The 21,077-nt window shown below is 47.7% G+C and carries 21 protein-coding genes; 12 read left to right on the forward strand and 9 right to left on the reverse strand.

Annotated elements, in window-relative coordinates:
* Positions 1-203: 203 nt before the first annotated feature.
* The 6 genes from QUB52_RS09470 to QUB52_RS09495 all read left to right on the forward strand — a co-directional run bounded on the left by QUB52_RS09470 (position 204) and on the right by QUB52_RS09495 (position 4,327).
* Positions 204-494 carry a sulfurtransferase TusA family protein gene (locus tag QUB52_RS09470; protein ID WP_265235657.1) on the forward strand — a complete coding sequence of 97 codons (291 nt, stop codon included), beginning with the start codon at positions 204-206 and terminating at the stop codon, positions 492-494.
* Positions 491-1,741, forward strand: a complete 1,251-nt coding sequence (rsgA, locus tag QUB52_RS09475) for a ribosome small subunit-dependent GTPase A (RefSeq protein ID WP_332973697.1) — start codon at positions 491-493, stop codon at positions 1,739-1,741. Before QUB52_RS09470 ends, rsgA begins: the two co-directional genes overlap by 4 nt.
* A gap of 244 nt (positions 1,742-1,985) precedes the next feature.
* The gene (locus tag QUB52_RS09480; protein WP_332969843.1) at positions 1,986-2,768 is read left to right on the forward strand and encodes a MotA/TolQ/ExbB proton channel family protein; all 783 of its coding nucleotides are present in this window, start codon (positions 1,986-1,988) and stop codon (positions 2,766-2,768) included.
* 15 nt (positions 2,769-2,783) lie between these two features.
* Positions 2,784-3,509 (forward strand): ExbD/TolR family protein, encoded by a 726-nt coding sequence (locus QUB52_RS09485; protein WP_332973699.1) that lies wholly within the window; start codon positions 2,784-2,786, stop codon positions 3,507-3,509.
* A gap of 445 nt (positions 3,510-3,954) precedes the next feature.
* Positions 3,955-4,152 (forward strand): NblA/ycf18 family protein, encoded by a 198-nt coding sequence (locus tag QUB52_RS09490; protein WP_106150106.1) that lies wholly within the window; start codon positions 3,955-3,957, stop codon positions 4,150-4,152.
* Positions 4,145-4,327 (forward strand): hypothetical protein, encoded by a 183-nt coding sequence (locus tag QUB52_RS09495; protein WP_332973700.1) that lies wholly within the window; start codon positions 4,145-4,147, stop codon positions 4,325-4,327. Before QUB52_RS09490 ends, QUB52_RS09495 begins: the two co-directional genes overlap by 8 nt.
* 399 nt (positions 4,328-4,726) lie before the next feature.
* Here the strand turns inward: QUB52_RS09495 and QUB52_RS09500 are convergent, their stop codons facing one another.
* The 7 genes from QUB52_RS09500 to QUB52_RS09530 all read right to left on the reverse strand — a co-directional run bounded on the left by QUB52_RS09500 (position 4,727) and on the right by QUB52_RS09530 (position 12,957).
* Entirely contained in the window at positions 4,727-5,176 is a 450-nt protein-coding gene (locus QUB52_RS09500; RefSeq protein WP_321161605.1) for a hypothetical protein, read from the reverse strand.
* 80 nt (positions 5,177-5,256) lie between these two features.
* Positions 5,257-6,477: an anhydro-N-acetylmuramic acid kinase gene (locus QUB52_RS09505; protein ID WP_332973702.1), complete on the reverse strand. Its 1,221-nt coding sequence runs from the start codon at positions 6,475-6,477 to the stop codon at positions 5,257-5,259.
* 70 nt (positions 6,478-6,547) lie between these two features.
* Positions 6,548-7,279, reverse strand: coding sequence for a PP2C family protein-serine/threonine phosphatase (locus QUB52_RS09510; RefSeq protein WP_265235664.1), 732 nt, complete (start codon positions 7,277-7,279; stop codon positions 6,548-6,550).
* Positions 7,280-7,685: 406 nt separating this feature from the next.
* The gene (locus tag QUB52_RS09515; protein ID WP_265235665.1) at positions 7,686-9,452 is read right to left on the reverse strand and encodes an ABC1 kinase family protein; all 1,767 of its coding nucleotides are present in this window, start codon (positions 9,450-9,452) and stop codon (positions 7,686-7,688) included.
* A 252-nt stretch (positions 9,453-9,704) separates the two neighbouring features.
* Positions 9,705-10,037, reverse strand: coding sequence for a DUF6825 family protein (locus QUB52_RS09520; RefSeq protein WP_265235666.1), 333 nt, complete (start codon positions 10,035-10,037; stop codon positions 9,705-9,707).
* 521 nt (positions 10,038-10,558) lie between these two features.
* Complete coding sequence (locus QUB52_RS09525; RefSeq protein ID WP_332973703.1) at positions 10,559-12,136, reverse strand: serine/threonine protein kinase; 1,578 nt, start codon at positions 12,134-12,136, stop codon at positions 10,559-10,561.
* A 368-nt stretch (positions 12,137-12,504) separates the two neighbouring features.
* Positions 12,505-12,957 carry a DUF2127 domain-containing protein gene (locus tag QUB52_RS09530; RefSeq protein ID WP_332973704.1) on the reverse strand — a complete coding sequence of 151 codons (453 nt, stop codon included), beginning with the start codon at positions 12,955-12,957 and terminating at the stop codon, positions 12,505-12,507.
* Here QUB52_RS09530 and QUB52_RS09535 point away from each other — a divergent pair, their 5' ends adjacent.
* The gene (locus QUB52_RS09535) at positions 12,958-13,251 is read left to right on the forward strand and encodes a hypothetical protein (RefSeq protein WP_332976162.1); all 294 of its coding nucleotides are present in this window, start codon (positions 12,958-12,960) and stop codon (positions 13,249-13,251) included.
* Between the two features lie 27 nt (positions 13,252-13,278).
* Here the strand turns inward: QUB52_RS09535 and QUB52_RS09540 are convergent, their stop codons facing one another.
* Positions 13,279-16,176, reverse strand: coding sequence for a CBS domain-containing protein (locus QUB52_RS09540; protein WP_332975410.1), 2,898 nt, complete (start codon positions 16,174-16,176; stop codon positions 13,279-13,281).
* A 442-nt stretch (positions 16,177-16,618) separates the two neighbouring features.
* On the opposite strand from QUB52_RS09540, the gene psbZ reads away from it, so the two are divergent.
* The 5 genes from psbZ (at position 16,619) to rimO (ending at position 20,291) form a co-directional block, all read left to right on the forward strand.
* Entirely contained in the window at positions 16,619-16,810 is a 192-nt protein-coding gene (gene psbZ, locus QUB52_RS09545; protein ID WP_106148334.1) for a photosystem II reaction center protein PsbZ, read from the forward strand.
* A 231-nt stretch (positions 16,811-17,041) separates the two neighbouring features.
* On the forward strand, positions 17,042-17,629 hold the full coding sequence (gene ribH / locus QUB52_RS09550) for a 6,7-dimethyl-8-ribityllumazine synthase (RefSeq protein ID WP_332969835.1): 588 nt from the start codon (positions 17,042-17,044) through the stop codon (positions 17,627-17,629).
* A 98-nt stretch (positions 17,630-17,727) separates the two neighbouring features.
* Positions 17,728-17,979 carry a Uma2 family endonuclease gene (locus QUB52_RS09555; RefSeq protein ID WP_332976166.1) on the forward strand — a complete coding sequence of 84 codons (252 nt, stop codon included), beginning with the start codon at positions 17,728-17,730 and terminating at the stop codon, positions 17,977-17,979.
* Positions 17,980-18,193: 214 nt separating this feature from the next.
* A complete protein-coding gene (locus QUB52_RS09560; RefSeq protein ID WP_332969834.1) occupies positions 18,194-18,817 on the forward strand; it encodes a Uma2 family endonuclease in 624 nt (207 codons plus the stop codon).
* 157 nt (positions 18,818-18,974) lie between these two features.
* The gene (gene rimO, locus QUB52_RS09565) at positions 18,975-20,291 is read left to right on the forward strand and encodes a 30S ribosomal protein S12 methylthiotransferase RimO (protein ID WP_332975409.1); all 1,317 of its coding nucleotides are present in this window, start codon (positions 18,975-18,977) and stop codon (positions 20,289-20,291) included.
* Here rimO and QUB52_RS09570 read toward each other — a convergent pair.
* On the reverse strand, positions 20,253-20,507 hold the full coding sequence (locus QUB52_RS09570; RefSeq protein ID WP_265235678.1) for a hypothetical protein: 255 nt from the start codon (positions 20,505-20,507) through the stop codon (positions 20,253-20,255). The genes rimO and QUB52_RS09570 overlap by 39 nt on opposite strands.
* Positions 20,508-21,077: the final 570 nt, after the last annotated feature.

Raw genomic sequence — 21,077 nt, forward strand, 5'->3', positions numbered from 1 at the left:
AGTAGTCCTCAAAAAAATGAGACCAATTGGTCTCAAAAATCGGCGGTAGAATAATTCGCCGACAACTGGTTTAATTCTCTCTCAAAAAAATGAGCGCAATTGCGCTCATTTTGTACAGGTAGAATAATTACTCGGCAATGGGTTCACGAAAAAATAAGGGTTTCAGGAATTGAGATGGGAAATTTGAGAATCAAAAACGCATTATGAATTCAACATCCACAATTGAACATCCCAAATCCCCAGATGCCAAAATCGATCTGCGGGGGACTCCGTGTCCTTTGAATTTTGTCCGCACTAAACTGCGCTTGGAGCAAATGCCACCGGGTGCTGTTTTGGAGGTGTGGCTGGACGCTGGGGAGCCGATCGAACAAGTACCTGATAGTCTGAAAATGGAAGGCTACCAGATTCTCGAAACGCAATTTATTGCGGATGAGTCGGATTCCGGCTTTTTTGCGATGAAAGTGCAGCGCCCAGAACAAAAGGCAGCAGAATGAGCTTGAATTCGTCCTTGCTAGTCGGTACTGTGGTGGCTGTTCAGGCTAACTTTTACCGAGTCAGGTTAGATCCAGCAGTCGGCATTCATGAGCATATATCCTTGGTGGATGCTCCAACTCTCCTATGCACTCGCCGCACTCGACTGAAAAAAATTGGTCAACAGGTGATGGTGGGCGATCGCGTGGTGGTAGACGAACCAGACTGGACTGACCGCCGGGGTGCAATTTCAGAAGTCTTCGGGCGCCGCACAGAACTCAATCGCCCGCCTGTCGCTAATGCCGATCGCATTCTCCTGGTTTTTGCCCTCGCCGAACCGGATTTAGACCCCGCCTCATTAACTCGGTTTTTAGTTAAGGCAGAATCTACAGGTTTAGAGGTGAGTTTGTGTTTGAACAAATGCGATTTGGTCACGCCGCAGGAGTTGGAACAGTGGCGCGATCGACTTTCAGGCTGGGGCTACGAACCAATGTTTATTAGTGTTCGCAGCGGCTTAGGAGTCCAGGAAGCGCTGGCTAATTTTAAAAATAAAAGTTCTGTCAAAAAAGTTGCTTTTAACCACCTATCGGACAAAATAGATGGTTCTATGTTGCCATCTGAAGATAACTCCATAGTTGCAAATTCGGTATATCCGTTAGATCTGTTAAATTCCGTACAAAATCCTTTGCCGAACTTCGTTGATGGCCACATCTCAGACCAAATAACAATAATTTGTGGCCCTTCTGGGGTAGGGAAGTCTAGCCTAATCAATCAACTGATTCCGGCGCTGAAGCTGCGAGTGAACGCTGTTTCTGGCAAACTCGGCCGCGGGCGGCACACAACTCGCCACGTCGAACTATTTGAACTCCCCGACGGCGGACTCTTGGCAGATACTCCGGGCTTTAATCAGCCGGCTCTGGAATCAGATCCGTCCGAGTTAGCTGAATATTTCCCAGAAGCGCGCCAGAGGCTGGCTTTGGGTAGCTGCCAGTTTAGCGACTGTTCGCACCGAGAGGAGCCGAATTGTGTGGTGCGGGGCGATTGGGAGCGCTACCAGTATTACTTGAATTTTATGGAAGAGGCGATCGTCCGCCAACAAGCTCTGCAAAACTCCAGCAGTGCCGAATCGAGTTTGAAGCAGCAAACCAAGTCGGATGGTACGCAGCAGTACGAACCGAAGCTGCTAACTAAAAAATATCGCCGCTCTTCCCGCCGCCTGCAACACCAGTCGCTGCAAGATATGTGTCAAGAAGACTTAGAGGAATTCTGAGGAAGTCGCCCCCTGATCGCCCGCAAGGAGGCTGAAAATATTACCAAGACTTACCCAGCAACCGGATTAGATGGAGTAAGATACTTCTTTGCAGCCCGATGCCTCGGTAGCAAGAACCGGTTTCTTTAGTTACGAGTGCGTCTAGGACTGAGTACATTAATCGCTAAAATTAAATGGCCGATAATTTGTTAAAAAAAGTAGAACAGAAGCAAAAGTTAGCGGGTAGTGCAGGAGCAACAATATTGTGAATATTCAAGAACTGTTTCAAAAAGGCGGCCCCGCCATGTGGCCCCTGTTGGTGTTATCGATTCTATCTGTAAGTACAATTATCGAGCGCTTGTGGTTCTGGGCGAGCCTCTTGAGCAAAGAAAAGCAGATAGTTAATCGCATTCTCGAAGCGGCCCGCAGCGATTGGGGGGCGGCTAGCGACATTGCCAGACAAGCCAACCGTCAGCCGATCGGGCGATTTCTTTCTGCACCCCTGCGGTTGTACAATCCTGAACCAGATTTATTTCGACTCGCACTCGAAGCTTCTGCTGATGAAGAGTTGGCTTCTATGCGCCGCGGCGACAAAATCTTAGAAGCTACGATCGCTCTAGCCCCTTTGCTGGGCTTGCTGGGAACAGTTTTGGGCTTGATGAACTCGATCAATTCGATCGGCGGCGACATCAGCACGCAGGCAATGAAGGGGGTGACTGACGGGATCAGCACCTCGCTAATCACTACCGCTACTGGGATGATAGTAGCAATTTTTACATTGGCATTTTATCGGATATTTCAAGCTTTTTTGTTCAATCAGGCAAAAATATTTCGCAAAGCTGGAAACGAACTGGAATTGCTTTATAGGCAATACTGGCCTGCGGCTAATGCTAAAGGTGGATCGCCCGGTGCAGAACACAGTAATTCTTCCTTTGGTTCCGATGGTTTGAACAGGCGTTCTCTCAATTCTCAAGAATCGGGAGAACGGAACCGGGAGCCGAAATTGAAAGGTTCCGATCCTGATGTTGATTCAACTTCTAATAATTAGAACAAAGGAGAACTGATGAAGATTCACTTAGATACTCCTGCTGAAGAGGCTCGGATTGAACTGCTTCCTTTGATTGACGTGATATTTTGCATTCTGACATTTTTTCTGCTGGCGGCTTTGCAAGTGACTGGCCAGCAAGCAATTAGTGTTGATTTGCCCAAAGCGAAGACGGGACAAAGGCAGGTGCGAGAGATGCTGATTGTCAGCATTGACGATTTCGGACAAACTTATATAGACCAATTGCCTGTTAATTACCAACAGCTCGATCGAGTTTTAAAGAGTTTCCAGAAGACAAATCCTGCCGGGTTAACGGTGTTGTACGCTCCTCAAAATGCTAAATACGCCAAAGTTGTGGAGGTTTTAGACAAATTACGAGAGGTAGGGGGCGATCGAGTATCCCTGGCAACACTACCTAGTTCGGCTTCCTCTGGGCAGCCAAATCCGTCGCTTCCCAATTCTGGCATTCCTGCGGCACCTTCGGGCAATATCGGTCAACCGCTGACCTCTCCTGTGGCTCCAGGACAGCAGCAGTTCAATCCCAATCAGTTTCAATCCCCTCTCCCGGCTCCGGGGCAGCAGCAGTTCAATCCCAATCAGTTTCAATCTCCTCTCCCGGCTCCGGGGCAGCCTAGCAACTCTGGGGCAAATCTGGGCATTCCTCCGGTTTCGCCTGCACCCACAACTCCCAATTTGAGACCCGGAGTGGCAACTCCACCGCAGAATGTCGGGCCCTCCAATTAGCTAAAAGCAAGTTCGGCAACGAGCAGTGTACAGGAGTCAATGGATGGATGTTGAGGGAATAAGGGAGAAGGGAGATTTTTCCCACTCTCCCCATCTCCCACTCTCCCCATCTCCTACTCCCGGAGAGAATCTCTGCCAGACTTGGTATAAATGGCTTCAATTATTTTGGTTCATACTGAGCCTTTTTTCTTTTAACAAGTAGATATAGTTGGTATATGGCTGCGGAAGGAACTTTTGCAGAAATTTCGCCATCTCTATCCTTAAGTTATTTCCTTGGACAGATGGTAACTTTGTCAAATAATTGTTACCTTTTGTAATATACTAAAGTGATATGGGCTGGCTGGGCATCCTGAAACCAACAGCCGATCGCTGAAACAATTTACAAATCTGGTTAATCCAGGTTTTCACTGTCAAGTCACCTTTACTTACAGAGGAGTCTTCCGTCATGAGCCAACCAGCAGAATTGTCTTTGGAGCAGCAATTTAGCCTGTGTTCCTTCAAAACCCAGGTAAGTGACATGAGCCGCGAACAAGCTCAGGAGTTTTTGGTAAAGCTTTACGAGCAAATGATGTTGCGCGAAACTATGTACCGCCATTTTCTCAAACACCACTGGGGTTTAGAACCCAATCCAGGTCTTGAGTAGCTTAGAGTCGCAGTCGGCGACCTCCGTCTCTTACTCTCTTCCCTCAGATGGAAATGAGTTGGGGGTGATGGGGCGTCACTCTTTGGACACAAGGCTTCAGAAGGCTTCAGAAGGAAGAAGGAAGAGGGAAGAGGGAAGAGGGAAGAGGGAAGAGGGAAGAGGGAATGCGCAATAAAATCAGAGGTTTCAGCAGTTAAGACCGTTACGAAGTTCTTGGCGCGGTTGCTATAGAAGACTTAGGCAGAAAGTATCTGCACAGACTCATCATTTAGCGGGAAAATTTGACCGTTTCTTTCTTAATGTAAGTCAATTTCGGGAGTCGATTTGAGCAATTAGTCGATCGACAGTGTGACAGATCGCAGAAATAATTGATCTGGGATAGACTCAAAACCTGGATAATTTTTGAGAATAAGTTTTAAGTTTTTAATCATATAAATAGATTTGTCTTGAGTTGCAGCGGATGAGGTTTGAAAAGAATGGCGTTAGTCGGACATCTGAGCGCGACCTCCGACTAGCAAGACCTTCAATTTTGATATCAAACCCCAGAACTCGCAACTTGTAACCCTAGAAAGAGTTATTCCGCCTGACGTTCTAGAGTTGCCTCCATCGTACTCGTCAAGTAATGACCAGACATGATGCCGCTAGATTGGTAGTAGCGGTTGTCATCAACGCGGTGGAGGGTATCAAAACCCGTCCGTCGTTGGCGTTCATCTCCGAGTACCCAGTAACGTTGGACGATCGACTGAGGAGCAATCCAACCTTCGCCCTCGACGCGGCCGAGTTCGCTGTGTTGGAGTACAAAAGTATACTGCCGTTCATCGCTGTCGAGGTGTCCTCGGTACTGCAAAATAATTTCTTCCCGATCGCCCCCAGGAAACACGAGCTTCGTCACCATATTGAACCAATCTGTTCGGTTCCAACTGACTAAAGTTTTACCTTTAACCGTAATTGGCACGCCATTGCGCTCAATCCAACTTCCTTCGAGCGTCCATTGGCCTGATTCCATTAAAAACGTGTGAGCCACAGTGCTGTTCCTATGCTTTTCCTGCTGGCTAAAATGCTGGTGCAACAACGCACAGCCGTTGTCCCTCAGACTCTATGCTATCATGCCCAACTGTGCCAACAAGAGTTAATTTCTCCTAACAGAACCGGTGCGCAAGCACCAGTAACTTGAGGCAGATTGCCGGGAATACCCCGAACCCGCCAGGCGGCTAAAACCGCGAAAGCGATCGCCTCTTTAAAATCTACACTCAAGCCGGCCTCAGAAGTAGTCAACACTTGCACTGGATGCAATTGTGCTTGCAATCGGCGTTTCAAGTAGAGATTGTGGCTGCCGCCCCCACACAGTAAAACTCGATCGGGCATTTGTGGCAAAAAAGTTTGGTAACTGTGAACGATCGAAGCAACAGTCAGTTCTGTCAGAGTAGCCAGCACATCAGCAGGACTGAGGTTGTAACCTTGAGCCTCGACCAAACAACGGTTAAAATAGTCTACACCAAATAACTCTCGCCCTGTAGATTTGGGAGGTGCTTGGAGGAAAAATGCTTGCTGGAGCCAATTTTCTACTAAAGCTTGACAGGGAGTCCCGCTGGCGGCCCAAGCTCCACCTTGATCACAAGTTTTAGCACCGTCTGAGAAGTGTTCCACTGCCAAGTCTAAAAGCGAATTTGCAGGCCCCGTATCCCAGCCCAAGATACCATCGCCTAGATGCGAAACCACAGACTTGTCCGCCAATTCTTCATCTCTCCTAGCAGGAAGATAAGTAAAATTTCCAATTCCACCGAGATTTTGGATGCAGAGGCTGCGGTTGGGTTCGGCTAGCAGGCAGGCATCAACTATTGGGACTAAGGGTGCTCCTTGACCCCCTGCGGCAATGTCTGCCGATCGAAAATTGCTCACAGTAGTAATGCCTGTCAATTGCGCAATGAGTGCGCCCCGGCCGAGTTGCAAGCTGTAACCCATATCTGAGCCGGGCGTGTGTGCAGCAGAAACACTGCTCTTTTCGGCATTCCCTGGCGGTCGGTGGTAGACGGTTTGACCGTGAGAGCCAATTAATTCTGCTTTATCATATTCTGCTTGAATTGTCAAGGCTGCCGCGGCAAATTCTTGGGCGATGGCATCATCTAATTCGGCGAATTCAACCATTGACAAAGCTGAGCCGCTGCAAACCGAGAGAATTTGCGATCGCAAAGTAGCAGGATAAGGGAAAGTCTTGCCGGCCACCAAATTCACTTTTAAGTCTGTTTGGGAACCGACCACATCCACCAAAGCAGCATCAATGCCATCCACCGAGGTGCCGCTGATCAAACCGATAACGCGAACCATTCGATTTTAGATTTTAGGTTGGGAGATTGAGAGATTTTGAGATTTTGAGGTGCGCGAGGGCGCGAGAATATTATTTTAAATCCATCGTCACGATCACCACAGTAATATTATCCCGTCCCCCTTTATCCTTAGCTGCTTCAATCAAGGCAATTGCAGCACCCTCGCCAGCGCGAATCGACTTCAGAGGCGAAGCAATCAAAGGATCGGAAAGTTCCTCAGTCAAGCCGTCACTGCACAGCAGCAAGCGATCCCCAGGCTTTACGTCCACCGGCAAAATATCTATTTCCCGCAAATCATCGCGGCCCAAACATTGGGACAAAACGTGACGCCAAGGATGACTGCGAGCCTGATCCGGAGTCAGGGCCTTTCTTTTCACAGCCTGAGCCACCCAAGTCTGGTCTTCAGTAATCTGCTCCAAGCGAGCTCCGTGCAGCCGGTACAAACGAGAGTCCCCGATATTAGCGCACCAAGGTCTGCCCTCATCCCTAAAGATCAGAACCACAGCCGTAGTACCCATATCAGCGCGCTCAGGATGGTCAAGCTGATCCGTCAAAATTGCTTGATTGGCAATTAAAAAAGCCTTTTCCAACAACTGTGGAGAATCTTCAGGCCCTTCCCAATGTTCGATCAAATAAGATTGAATCGCCCCAGTCGCAATCCGGCTGGCTTCTTGACCTCCGGCGTGTCCTCCCATGCCGTCAGCCACTATGAAAAATCGCCCGTCAGGGTCTATGTAGTACGAATCCTGATTTACGGAACGAACTAGCCCTGTGTCTGTCTTACCTGCGAAAGAGCGTTTCATAGATTGGGTGATTGGACTCATCGAACTTGAAATCTTGATTTAACTGGTGCAATTTTTGATAACAAAACTTAAATCCCGAACGAGACTTGAAATTTCTGCCGATCGCTAGTCTTGGAAAAATTGTACTTCATTAGCCTTACATTGTAGATCGTCTGATGCTCATTCCGTCTGCAAATTTCCGTAAATCAAGCCGCCTGAACCAGCGGCTGCCCCAAAAAACTGGATTTCTACCAAAAATTAGAGGTTTGGCTGGCTAAAAATCAAGAAAGCCAAGTTTTGAGCATCAAAGTAAGTGCTGTGAATTTTATAAATCCGTTGTCAGCCAGCCAAAACTTAACATTCACTCGTCAAATTTTGGCTGGTGAGAAATCTCAAGCCGGAAATTTTTGATCCCAAATTACCCGCATTATGACATTCTGTCTAATCGATCGATCCGTCGGAACAAACGCAGCAGAGCTAATCCCGCACCAGCAGCTAGCAACCCCACAGCGACAGCCGCCCAGACTTGATTGCTGACAAACAAAATTGTCGCAGACAAAGTAAAAGCACTCATCATCAAAGTATAATTCGTGCCCATTTGAACACTGGTCATGCGACGCATCAACCGCTCAGCTTCGGCAGAACGGACGCGAATCCGCAAATCTCCCTGTTCGAGTTTATCAATAGTCTCCTCAATCCGGCGGGGCAAACCCAAAGCAGTCGAACTCACCTGAGCCGCTTGGCGGCCGAGTTCGTTAAAAATGCTGCTAGTTGCATCAGGTCCATTTCCATTACTCATAAGCTGCATGGCAAAAGGTTGTGCCACCTCCATAAAGTTAAACTCGGGATCTAAACCCCGACCGACCCCTTCAATTGTTGAAAAAGCTCGCATTACAAAAGTAAAGGTAGCTGGGAAGCGAAAAGGTTGGTCGTAGGCAATATCGTAAAGGTCGTCGGTAATCGCGCTCACCGACTGCTCTTCAAAAGGCTTGTCCATGAAGTTATCCAGCATATACTGGATCGATCGGCGCACTGGACTCATATCACCTGTCGGAACCAAAGCGCCCAGATTGATGAGAGAATCCATAATCCGCTGTCCATCCTTAGAAGCAACGCCGTAGAGAGTCTCCATCAGTCCTTCGCGGACGTTGGACTGAATTTGCCCCATCATGCCGAAATCATAGAAAATCAGAGATCCCTGGGCACTAACAGCGATATTACCGGGGTGTGGGTCAGCGTGGAAAAAACCATCGTTGAGCAACTGCCGCAAATAGGCTTTGGCGCCTAACTGAGCGATTAATTTGCGATCGATCCCGGCAGCTTCGAGAGCTTCGTAGTGACTGATTTTAATCCCTGGTAAGTATTCCAAAGTCAGCACTCGCGGAGCCGCGTACCGCCAATAAACTCGCGGCACTTGCACCCAGTCGCAGTTGCTAAAATTGCGGCGAAAAGTATCAGCATTGCGGCCTTCATGGAGATAGTCAATTTCCAGCCATAGAATGCGACAACATTCCTCATAAATCCCCATCCAATCTCGGCCGCGGCCCCACTTAGGATGGTTTTGAAAGTAACGAGCAATTCCCTTAAGAATTTGCAAATCTATTTCAAACAGCTTCCGCAGTCCAGGGCGTTGCACTTTGACTACGACTTCTGGGCCCGAATGCAGTTGAGCTTTGTGTACCTGACCGAGACTAGCAGCGGCCAAGGGCACCGGGTCAAAGCTGCGGTAGAGTTCCTGAACTGTCTTGCCCAAATCTTGCTCGACAATTATCTCTAACTGTTCGTAGCTGAAAGCAGGCACTTTATCTTGCAGTTTAGAAAGTTCCTCGACAAACTCTGCGGGGAACAAATCGGCACGGGTGGAAAATAATTGTCCAACTTTAATGAAAGTCGGGCCTAAATCCAAGAGTGTTTCTCGAACCCAGATAGCTTGAAAGCGGCGTCTGGAAACTTTTTTTTCTTCAGTTACGCCTCCCCAGTAGCTCCAATTTTTGCTGTCGAGCCACAGCGAAGCCAGCCAGAGCAGGACAAAGGCCCAAATGTCGAAGAAGCGCCGCTTCCGGGAGTATTTTTCGCGATTCCAGCGATAAGCTTTACTTTTGTAGGATTTACCAGCAGTTTTTAGCTCATCGGCTTCGCTAGTGCGCTTGGGGGAGCGCTGGCGATTAACAGAGTCATCAAGGAGAGCAGACACTTGGGTTCCCAAATTGCTTATTTTATGTTGTAGCTTTGATTGCAGGTAGGAAGGTGGGTACAAATAAACATTAGGGAGGATGAGGGCGGGTTTTGCCTTGATAAACTCGCTTGTATCTCGTGATTCTTAGCTAAACCCGCCCCTACCAGATACTATTGTTTTTTTGCAATGACCTACTTAGGAGCGCAGGAGCGCATTGCTTTGCGCTCACGTAGTCGTAAATAATAGTTGTTGCGGTCGGATCGCCCTTTTTTAAGGCAAACTGCTGCGGTAGCGCTGTAATTCTGATCGCACCAGGGCGACTTCGGCGCGCAGTTCGTCAATGGTGACTTGCAAGTCGGCGGGATGGATGTCTTGAATGGTAGTGGTGCTGGTTGCAGTGCCTCTGGTCTGCATTGCTTCATCCGCAGATCGATTTGCGCGTTCTACAACTCGATCGGTGAACTGGCGCAGGCGTTCTCTTTGTTCGGCATCAAATTTGCCGAGTTCGGAGAAAGCGTTGGTTGCTGCGCTTTCTAATTGCTCGTATAGTGCTTCGGCAACTGCTCTGCCTACAAAAAAAGCATGAACTGGTGGTTTACTCATAAAAAAATCTCTGTGCGCTTCCGCAACAAATTATAACTTGATTCTCCTCGATGGTGCTTGTTCCCAAAGAAAGGAAGTTTGCCGGAAATGATCTACTGCCCGGAGCGTAGCCGGGAAACAAACAATTTTTTTCATGGTTCGCGATCGCACATAGGGCCCCACCACGGTAAATCGGTGCATTCTCAGCTCTGGTGTTACTAAAGGCTTTCTCAAGCTTAGTAGGGTTGGCAGAACTAATGCGCGATCTCACACAACGCAGGCCATCGTGCTTCAATATTAACATAATTTATAACTAAATATCAAATATTTATACGTTTTATTTTGCGTGGGATTCGGAGTGCTTAGGGAATAGGAAATATTCGATAAATTCCGGCATAGGCTGTTGCTATTTTATGAGCTGATCGCAGGTTGTGCGAGATGATCCGTGGTGCGGAATGGCGTTATTTTATCCACAATCGATTGATATTTACTCACTCCTCAAAGCAAGTATTAGTCCGCCCTTTTAACCAACAAAAAGAATACTAATTTGTCGCCGGTTCAGGAAACGGCACTGTTGGTTCTGCAACAGGGGGCGGGGAGTAAGGTGCGATCGAAGTATCGGAATTGCTGCCGCTTTGGCTTGGTATTGGCGGTTCGGCCGATCCTACAACCGGTGATGGTATTGTTGGCGCGGATTCTTCCTGTGGAAAAGCTTCAGAACTCTTGGGAGCAGACGGGGCTGGTGCGGGTACGGGAGAAGAGTATCTGCGGGGTTCGGGCGGCAGAGGCGGAACTTCTGGTACTGGTGCGGATGCTGCTTCGGGTGCTGGCTGGATTTCAGTTTTAGGTTCTGGAATGGGGTACTCAGAGATCTGCGCTTGGGGATCGGGCGTTGGGGATGCTGAAGGTTCCGCTTGGGGCTCTGGGGCGGGAGTTTGCGGATTCGGGAGCGCAGAAGGTTGGGAGATGGCTGTTGAGGAGTCGATCGGTTCGGGTGTGCTGCTGTCTAATGTAGGCTTGGGGCCCTTGTTGAGTTGGAGCGGAACGAGAGGGCTGCTTTCGACAGACGGCTGCCTGAACATCGGCCCTGACAAATCGCGGGATTTGAGCAAATCTTCGAGAGATGGGAAGGCTTGAGTTGTCGATCCGTTGCTGCTGACACTCGTGCTGTTGTAGCGCCATGCCAGGTCAAAACCCATCCAGCCGGCAATTGCAGCCGTTACGACAAACGCTAGGAAAGTCAATTGCGGCGGGGGAGGTGCGGGCAATCGCAGACTTTGCTTGCCTGTTCTCTCTGCTGATACTCGCTCTGTTTCTTGCAGCATGGTAAGCCAATTTTCCACTGTCTGGGGGCGGTTGTCGGGGTCGGTTTCGAGTCCTTGAAGGATTGCTCGCTCGATTCGGGGGCTGAGGTTGGGCTGAAATTGCCGCAAACAAGCCAGGGGAATGCGATCGCGCAGGGGTGCTGCTACGGGCGGTACGCCGGAGAGCAAGTAGTAGAGGGTGGCTGCGATCGCATAGACATCTGTGGCCGGTGTACATTTACCGTCATAGAGGTATTGTTCGATCGGCGCGTAGCCCGGAGACAGCAAGTTAGTGTGAGTTTGTTTGGTGCCGGCGGTAAAGTCGCGCGCAATACCGAAGTCTATCAACATTACTAGATGAGAATCATCTCGCCGGATCATATTTTCTGGGTTGATGTCTCCGTGTAGCAATCCGCTGTGGTGAACTGTACTTACGGCTGAGGCTATTTGCCGAATGTAGTGCAGAGCCTGGGCTTCTGGCAGTGGCTGATCGGTTTCGACTATTTGGGCGAGGGTTTTGCCGGGAATGTAGTCCATCGCGATAAAAGACTGTCCGGCTTCTTCAAAAAAGTCAATTATCCTAACGATGTTGGAATGCTGACACCGCGACAGGCGTTGGGCTTCGGCAATAAACTGCTGCTGAAACTGGGCAGATGCTGGGTGTTGGCGCAGACTTTCGTTGAGGGTTTTGAGTACGACGGTTTGGTTTAATTGGGTGTGGGTAGCTCGGTAAGTGATGCCGAACCCTCCTCTGCCTAAAGTCGCGTTGATTTGGTATTTGCCCTGTTGCAGGACTGTTGCTGGCGCTGAGTTCATCTTTTGTTGATGGCCGGTTCCCAAACTATGCTACCGCCTTTGGGTTATTTCGCTTTCTTTAGGACTAATATTCGATCGACCTGCGCCCTACTTTTGGCTTGATCTCTGCCATATCAATTTATCTGTAGCAGTTGTCTTAAAACTTAACACAATAATTGCCCAATAAAAATCCCGCTCTTGTGGAACGGGAAAGCCATCAGGGTGCATCTATTAATTTGACTATAACGCATGGGGGGTATAACCCCTCTTTGCTTTATTAAATCTTTACAATTGACCGATTTATGTAAATATTTAAATGTTTACTTGACTTTTGAACGATTTTATACTTTTAAATTGAAATTGATAGGTTAACTGTCAACTGTTAACTGTCAACTGTTACCGTGCTTCGGCAAATGGTGCAGCAAATACCATAACACGGCTACATTTGCGATGAATGCACCTAATTTAAGTACGGTGACACCCTGAACTAACTCATATAATTCTGGCGGGATACTGATGCCTACCAGCACTAAAACTAAAATTGTGGCCCAGCCTTTTTCGTACCATAAACCAACTGCTTCAACAGCAGTCAAACCTGCATAAATTGCGGCGGCAAGTCCGCTAAATAGTAAAGTTTTAGTTTTGAGCATGAGAATTTTGTCTAATAAAAATTCAACAATTTTAAGCTTTGATTCTAAGAAGAAAGATTCTGAAAAATCTTCCAAGGCTTGATGATTTTTTAGTGCTAAAAGCAAAGCGATCGAAGTTGCTGTCAAGAGGGCAGCAACAAAACTTTTGTAAAGGACAATTGCGATTAAACCAGGAGGGCGCTGTTTTTTCACGTGAATTCTAGAAATATCAATAATTTGCGATCGGCTTGTGAAGGAAGAAGGAAGAAGGAAGAAGGAAGAAGGAAGAAGGAAGAAGGAAGAAGGAAGAAGGAAGAAGGAAGAAGGAAGAAGAAAAAAGGAAGAAGAAAAAAGGAAGAAGAAAAAAGGAAGAAGAAAAAAGGAAGAAGAAAAAAGGAAGAAGGAATTAAGAATGTCCTAAGCTGTTGCACATTTAAATTGTATATTCGGGGCAGCGTCGGAGCATCGGCCCACAAGAGTTTGATTATTTTTCGACATACGATTTAAATGCAAAACAGCTTAACACACACCATGCTAAGATTGAGGATAATGTTGTGCTAAGAAAGAGATCGCAGTAGCCCGATCGCCCAAATGACCATCCAACGCAGCAGCCAACAAATCATCCAACATCCGTTTAAACCCAGGCCCGGGCTTGTAACCCAATGCCTTCAAGTCTTTGCCGTTTAAAGGCGACTCAACATTTGCCCACTTGGTGAGGTATTCCCAAATCTGGCGACGGATACTTCGGGGGCTTTGAAGGGCGATCGCAATTAGCAGCGGTAACTCATAATTCCTCAACAAAAACACCAAGTGACTCGGTAACTTACACTTCGGCAAATTCTCTGCTAATTCCTGATTTCCAGCTTCCAAATGTTGCAGCCGTTTAATACTGTCAGCAGGTAACTGAACATTTCCCGCTACCTTAACCCGATATTCCGGTGCTAAATAAGCGATCAAAACTTCCAGCCGCATCAGCCAATCAGGAATATTGATAACTGGGAATTGGGAATTGGGAATTTGTAATTGGGAATTGGCAATTGGGAATCGCGAATCGGTAATAGTTGCTTCCTTCTTTCTTCTTCCTTCTTGCTTCTTGCTTCTTGCTTCTTGCTTCTTCCTTCTTCCTTCTTCCTTCTTCCTTCCATTCAAACATCGATCGAGTAAACGCAACCTGCGCCACAATTCGCGATCCAAATCCAAAGTAGGATGAATACAGCGCAAAGCCTGCAAATCTCCCAGCATTTGTAAAGCAGCCTGCCAATAAGGAGCTTGCAAAATGTACTTTAACTCACTTTTCAGCCGAGTTTCTAAAGCCGGAGCTCTGCCATTTTCTCCCTGAATCCGGTAATAAATCCCACTTTCCAAAGCGTTGCGGATGTATCCTTCAGTCTGCGACTCAATGGAAAATCCCAGCCGCACCGCAAACCGCACAGCCCGATAAATTCGCGTCGGATCTTCGATAAAACTATTGGCGTGCAAAACTCGAATTTGGCGCGCTTCCAAGTCTAGCAAACCGCCAAAAAAATCTAACAATTCGCCACTGCGAGGCACACCCAACCGCACAGCCAGCGCATTAATTGTAAAATCTCGGCGGTACAAATCTTGGCGAATCGAACTCGCTTCAACTTCAGGATTTGCAGCCGGATAAGGGTAAAATTCAGTACGAGCCGTAGCGATATCCAGCCACAGCGAGCCGAAAGCCGAGTCTTTGTGCCATAAAAGCGCGGCGGTTTGAAATTGACCGTGAACGTCTAAACGCGAGTCTGGGTAAAGCTTTTGCAGCGATGCAGCTAACTCTACTCCAGCACCTGAATCGTCGGTGCCGCAGTTGCCATCGACTACCAAATCAATATCAGTGAGTGCCAGTTTATCATCCGTGGCTAACAGTAAATCCCGGACTGCTCCACCGACAATATAAAGTTGCCAGCCGCGTTCTTGGGCAATATTGGCTGCGATCGACAATAATTGCCATAATTCGCTACTAATGCCCGATCGCAACAACTGCTCAACCGATTCGGGCATGGGACAATTAGACAACTCAGTATTACTGCCGCTATCTCGCGCCTTTTGCTGGTGCAACTCCCGCAATACATCAGTGCGAGTCACAATTCCCACCAGTTGGCCGTTTTCCAATACTGGCAAACGCCCGATATCGTATGTCACCATTAAAGCTTCAATTTCTGGCAGCAAGGTATCCGGGGCGATGGTTTTGAGCTGCGGAGTCATGTAACCCTTAACTGGGGCGTGACTGAAACCGTGGTGCAAGGCAATGTCAATGTCGCGGCGCGAGATAATCCCGGTAAGCCGATCGCCCGAATCGACCACGGAAAGCCCCGAATGTCCGTAGCGTAGGAGGATACGGTGAGCCTCTCCGACGGAAGTTTCCGGGCGAATGCTCCGCACTGGAGATGACATTAATTCGCGGGCGGTTGGAGGATGGGGGATTTGAGCTTTGAGTTGGTCGGCTAATTGATTCAAAGTCAGCAGCGGATCAACATCCCGTGTAGCGAGGGATGCGGCGCGGGCGTGGCCTCCGCCGCCGAGGGGTTTGAATAATTCGCTGAGGTTTGTGCCTTCGATGCGCGATCGACCGATAATAGCTAAGCGGTTGGAAACTGGCGATTCAGCAATGTTGCGGTTGTCATTTTCGCTAAAGTTATAAACATTACCTAAAAGTAGAGCATCGGTTTCAGTCAAATCCAGCAAGCGAGAAGCCAGCGCCGAAAGTCCGGGAACATAAGATTCAGTAGATAGTAATACTGAAGCTACTGTATAACCATGCAAGGTTTGCGATCGCAAATTCTCCAACGCTTCTCTCAGCAAATCCTGCAATTGGGGAGACAAACCGGGTTCTACATATTCCGCGATTACCCGCAAACTCGCTCCTTGTTCCATTAACCACGCTAAAGCCATTGCATCTCGCGCGGTTGCGCCCTCAAAGGTGAGGGAACCTGTATCGACGTGGATACCGAGGGCCATGACTGTGGCTTCCGAAGGTAAAAGCTGGGACACTGTATCGCCATTTTCGGCTGCATTTTTGAGCTTTTCCCGCAGTTGTTCGACAATTAATGTGGTGGTTGCGCCAACTGCTTCAATCTGTGTCACCGTGGCGGGGATGTCCAAATCAGCTTGTAGGTGGTGATCAAAAACGGCTATTTCGTTGAGGTGTGGCAAGTCTAGCCATTCGGCGGCTTTTCCTAGTCGATGGCGCTGTGAGGCATCCACTATACTAATAGATCGAATTTGTTGCGGATTGACTGATCGACGTTCAATCAGCGGATACTCGTCGCGGTGTAGCGCCAAAAAATCTCGCACCGTCGGGTGACAACCGCCAGTCAGCACGATTCTGCTACCGGGGCGCAGCACGCAAAGTCCCACCGCCGCGCCCAAGCTGTCAAAATCTGCTGTTGTGTGGCACAAAACTAAGTCCATAGCCGAAAATCTCGCATCTCTCACTCCCACACTAGCAATTTCTGGTGCTCGGATACCGGATCGGGCGATCGGGCTTTAACATGACTTACGCATGGGCTAGAAACCGGGTTTCTACGAAAAATTGGCGACAAGGAACGATAAATCACGAAAGAAACCCGGTTTCTGAGGTTGCAAGTGCGTCCTGGACTGTTTAATATAAGCTTCAGCCAGTATCGAATCCAGTTTTCTGTGCTGCGAACAATGATAAAATTGATAAAAATCTCAAGAGCTACTAAGGCCTGTTCGCGCCATGCTCGAATTTGCACAGTCTCTTTCGTATCAATCAACCGACAATTTCTCGATGGACCATCTGGAAATTGTCAAAAACTATAATCTGGAATGTTTTGCCAGGTTATGACAAACTATTTCTCGTCCACGCACGGTTATATCAAAAGGAGAAAAGATGTTATCAATTCTGTTTCAAGTGGTTTTACTAGGTCTCGTGCTACTGTCTTTTGTGATGGTTGTTGGCGTGCCAGTTGCCTATGCCTCTCCCCAAAACTGGAATCAGTCTAAAACGCTGATTTATGCTGGTTCTGGTCTCTGGTTCTTACTGGTTATTGCAGTCGGTGTCTTAAACTTTTTGGTAGTTTAATTTCGCCTAAGACTATCGAAAAAAGAAGGTAAAAGATAGAAGGTTGAAGGCATTAACCAGTAATTTAAAGTCATTCCGCATTCGGCAGAAGCTAGGAATTCTACAGCCAGCACGACGAACCTGTATATTTTTGCACTTGAAATTAAGATGAGATGTTTCAGCTTTCTAACTTTTGCCTTCTCGCCAACAAAAAACTAAAATCTAAAACCTAAAATCTAAACTAGAAACACTATGACTGTTTTCGAGGGAACTTTTACTCAAACAGAATCTTTACGATTTGCGATTGTGATCGGTCGTTTTAATGATTTGATTGTCAACAAACTTTTGGAAGGATGTCAAGATTGTTTGAAACGCCACGGGGTTGATATTAATCCTGAGGGGAATCAAGTTGATTTTTATTGGGTTCCGGGATGTTTTGAGATTCCATTGGTGGCGCGCAAAGCTGCTCTTTCTGGCCGCTACGATGCGGTAATCTGTCTGGGTGCGGTAATTCGCGGCCAAACTCCTCATTTCGATTTTGTAGCTGGTGAGGTTTCTAAGGGAATTGCTGCGGCTGCTTTTCAAACTGGTGTGCCGGTGATTTTTGGGGTGGTGACGACTGACACGATGCAGCAAGCTTTGGAAAGGGCGGGAATTAAGAGCAATTTGGGCTGGAATTATGCGATGAGTGCTTTGGAAATGGGCACTTTGATGCGTCAAGTTAATGGTTTGGGCGCAAACTCTTACGGGCAATTGACTGCTGCGTCTGCTACGCAAGTGCTTGCGGGTGAAGTTGGTCGGACGATCGCTCCTGATGTATCCTCGAATCAGATGGTGTAAGAAGACCGAGCACATGGAATTCGCGTCTACACAAACTTGCACCCACTAGAGAGCGGGTTGAAGAAGACCGGGCGGTTAAAATTAGTAATACTGCGGATATCTTGTTGGTAATTGAGGTTTCGGATTCTACTTTGAAGTACGATCGCGAAACTAAGTTATTTCTCTACGCGGAAGCAGGGATTTCTAATTATTGGATATTTAACTTGGTTGATAATCAACTGGAAATGTACAGCGAACCTGATCAAAAAAGACAAGGAGATTTTAATTATCGATCGCAACGAGTTGGTCTGCCCGATGAAGCTGTTGCAATTCCGGGTTTTCCCGATTTGTCTTTGGTGTTTCCAGCCTAATTTAAACATAAGATACAATCGCTCACAACGATCGATCGCGTAGATACTGATTTGAGATTTAGTCGATCGGTGCGATCGGTATTTTGATATTATGGACGCGAGATCATACCAAACTTCACTTCCTATGTCAAGGATTACGAACAACGTTGTCCTAAGTCCTTGTGTAATATTTGAGCTTTCCGCATACTAATCACCAGACAGAGGAAACCACAACATGATCCAAACCATATCCAAAACAATCACGTTTGATGAGTTCGTTGCTTGGTATCCAGAGAACTCTGTCCATAAGTACGAACTACACAATGGAGTAATTGTTGAAATGCCTTTAGGAACCGGCGACCATTCGGAAGTTACGGGTTTTATAAACTCAAAACTAGCGGTTGAAATTGACCGTCGTGAATTACCCTACTCAATTCCAGGTGACTGCCTACTCAAGCTTTCCCGTGACGAAGCAGGTTATCAGCCAGACGTAATAGTCCTAGACAGAACCGCACTTGCAAACGAGCCGCGCTGGAAAAAAGAATCTATCATCACGATGGGGTCTTCGGTGCGACTGGCTGTAGAAGTAGTCAGCACGAACTGGCAAGATGATTACCTGGTTAAAGTAGCTGATTATGAAAGACTGGGTATCCCGGAATATTGGGTTGTGGATTATGCTGCTTTGGGCGGCAGACGCTTCATTGGCAATCCGAAACAACCTACTATCTCCGTTTACCAGTTGGTTGACGGGGAATATCAAATCAACCAGTTTCAGGGAGATGACATAGTTGAGTCGCTGGCTTTTCCAGAATTGAGGTTGACGGCCGACCAGATTTTTGTCGCTGGCTTGCCGAACTAGCGAGTCGAAATTATGCTTGCGGGCGGGCGATCTTCTATGTGACGATCGCATACGGACACGACAACAGTCGATAGCTTTCACTTACACATTGCAGATTATCAAATTGTGTGATACCATAAAACGTTCTTGAAAATAGCGCAACACTAAAAATTACTTCATGGCAACGAAGCCAACGATCGCATTTACCCACCTCGGCTGCGAAAAAAATCGCATAGATACCGAACACATGATTGGCTTGCTGGCTCAAGCGGGCTATCAAGTAGATTCTAATGAAGAATTAGCCGATTATGTTGTAGTCAATACTTGCAGTTTTATCCAAGCTGCGCGAGAAGAGTCAGTCCGCACTTTGGTCGAATTGGCAGAAGCTAATAAAAAAGTAGTCATCACTGGCTGTATGGCACAGCATTTTCAACAACAATTGCTGGATGAATTGCCAGAAGCAGTCGCAATTGTCGGCACTGGCGATTATCATAAAATAGTTGATGTGATGCAGCGGGTCGAAAAGGGCGATCGAGTTTCCCTCGTCTCTAGCGAACCTACTTACATCGCTGACGAAACTACTCCCCGCTACCGCACGACATCTGAGGGTGTCGCTTATCTGCGAATAGCAGAAGGCTGTGACTACCGCTGTGCATTTTGCATTATCCCCCACTTGCGCGGAAATCAACGATCGCGCACGATCGAATCTATTGTCGCCGAAGCTAAGCAATTAGCGTCGGAAGGTGTCAAAGAAATTATCTTAATTTCTCAAATTACCACCAACTACGGCAAAGATATCTATGGCGAACCGAAGCTAGCCGAACTACTGCGGGCTTTGGGCCAAGTAGATGTACCCTGGATTCGGATGCACTACGCCTATCCTACAGGTTTGACTCCGCAAGTTGTGGCGGCAATCTGCGAAACGCCCAACGTTTTGCCATACTTGGATTTACCTCTGCAACATTCGCACCCGGAAATTCTGCGGGCGATGAACAGACCTTTTCAAGCTGGGATTAATGATGCTATAGTCGATCGGCTCAAAGCAGCAATTCCCAACGCCGTGATGCGAACAACTTTTATTGTTGGCTTCCCCGGCGAAACCGACGAACACGCAGCACACTTGCTGGAATTTGTCAAGCGCCACGAATTCGATCACGTCGGAGTATTCACATTTTCCGCCGAAGAAGGTACTCCAGCCTTCAGCTTGCCAAATCAACTGCCAGCAGAAAAAATGGAAATTTGGCGCGATTCGGTAATGGCGGCACAACAACCTATATCATTGAAGAAGAATCAAGAATCTGTCGGTCAGGTAGTTGATGTCCTGATAGAACAAGAACAGCCAGAGACAGGTGAGTTGATTGGTAGATCCGCCAGATTTTCCCCAGAAGTAGATGGACTCGTCTATGTGACAGGAGAAGCACGGCTGGGATCGATCGTACCTGTGAAAATTACGAGTTCAGATGTCTACGACCTCTACGGTCAAGTAGAAGTATAGCTCGAACTGTCCCGCCCGCCAAAGCAGCATCAGCCCCGCGCTAAGAGTGTAGCCTCGCGTCGGGATGAGTGCCAGTGAGTTGACGATTCCACTCCCGCGAGTCGAATTCCAAGCCGTGCTGTGGAACAGCGACGGGGTGGATGAGGAAACGAGCAATTCTTCTGATAAAATTGGTACATCTTGACAACCAATGCCGTAAGCGAAAACCAAGCTCATAGGTACGTGTTGCCAGAAAAAGTATGGGTCTTGGGAACCAGGACTCCTGCCCTTGGAGGCAATGTAAGACCAATAGAATTACGGAGTTCTGGCGGCTGTTGCCAATGAATTGGGAAGCCCGTGCTGTACCGCAGGTCACCGTCGGGTAGTTCACTGTTTTGTTTCTGAATGTAAAGAGTTATGCTAATATAAAGTCAGAAACCAGCGGGGATGATTTGAGATTGCTTCGCCGTCCGCCCTACACCACAACGGTATCCCGAAAGAGTGTTGAGATGGATAGGCGGTAACGGTCGCTGCATCCCCTGTTGAATCCCGCAGGCGACGGATTGCGGGATAGCGCCTGAACTAACAAACCTGTAACTACTAATATGTAGTGCAGTTCAGTGGGGCTGGTCATCATCCTCACTATAAAATGCCCTAGAGAGAAAGCTTGCAAGTACCTCAAAGGAAGTCCAATGTACTATTTTAAGAATGTTGGAAGTCGATAACCCGATCGCTGGCGGTTGGTATCGGTGATGTCACAAAATCAAAGACGGCTGTCGAATCGGTAAATTTAGTCACCATCGACGG

Source organism: Microcoleus sp. A6-C6 (genome assembly GCF_036705955.1).
Lineage (GTDB): Bacteria > Cyanobacteriota > Cyanobacteriia > Cyanobacteriales > Microcoleaceae > Microcoleus.

Excerpts from the sequence above, each read along its gene's own strand:
- QUB52_RS09470 (WP_265235657.1), top strand. The coding sequence starts at position 204 with ATGAATTCAACATCCACAATTGAACATCCCAAATCCCCAGATGCCAAA.
- rsgA (WP_332973697.1), top strand. The coding sequence starts at position 491 with ATGAGCTTGAATTCGTCCTTGCTAGTCGGTACTGTGGTGGCTGTTCAG.
- QUB52_RS09485 (WP_332973699.1), top strand. The coding sequence starts at position 2,784 with ATGAAGATTCACTTAGATACTCCTGCTGAAGAGGCTCGGATTGAACTG.
- QUB52_RS09490 (WP_106150106.1), top strand. The coding sequence starts at position 3,955 with ATGAGCCAACCAGCAGAATTGTCTTTGGAGCAGCAATTTAGCCTGTGT.
- QUB52_RS09505 (WP_332973702.1), bottom strand. The coding sequence starts at position 6,477 with ATGGTTCGCGTTATCGGTTTGATCAGCGGCACCTCGGTGGATGGCATT.
- QUB52_RS09510 (WP_265235664.1), bottom strand. The coding sequence starts at position 7,279 with ATGAAACGCTCTTTCGCAGGTAAGACAGACACAGGGCTAGTTCGTTCC.
- QUB52_RS09520 (WP_265235666.1), bottom strand. The coding sequence starts at position 10,037 with ATGAGTAAACCACCAGTTCATGCTTTTTTTGTAGGCAGAGCAGTTGCC.
- QUB52_RS09525 (WP_332973703.1), bottom strand. The coding sequence starts at position 12,136 with ATGAACTCAGCGCCAGCAACAGTCCTGCAACAGGGCAAATACCAAATC.
- QUB52_RS09540 (WP_332975410.1), bottom strand. The coding sequence starts at position 16,176 with ATGGACTTAGTTTTGTGCCACACAACAGCAGATTTTGACAGCTTGGGC.
- psbZ (WP_106148334.1), top strand. The coding sequence starts at position 16,619 with ATGTTATCAATTCTGTTTCAAGTGGTTTTACTAGGTCTCGTGCTACTG.
- ribH (WP_332969835.1), top strand. The coding sequence starts at position 17,042 with ATGACTGTTTTCGAGGGAACTTTTACTCAAACAGAATCTTTACGATTT.
- QUB52_RS09560 (WP_332969834.1), top strand. The coding sequence starts at position 18,194 with ATGATCCAAACCATATCCAAAACAATCACGTTTGATGAGTTCGTTGCT.
- rimO (WP_332975409.1), top strand. The coding sequence starts at position 18,975 with ATGGCAACGAAGCCAACGATCGCATTTACCCACCTCGGCTGCGAAAAA.
- QUB52_RS09570 (WP_265235678.1), bottom strand. The coding sequence starts at position 20,507 with ATGAGCTTGGTTTTCGCTTACGGCATTGGTTGTCAAGATGTACCAATT.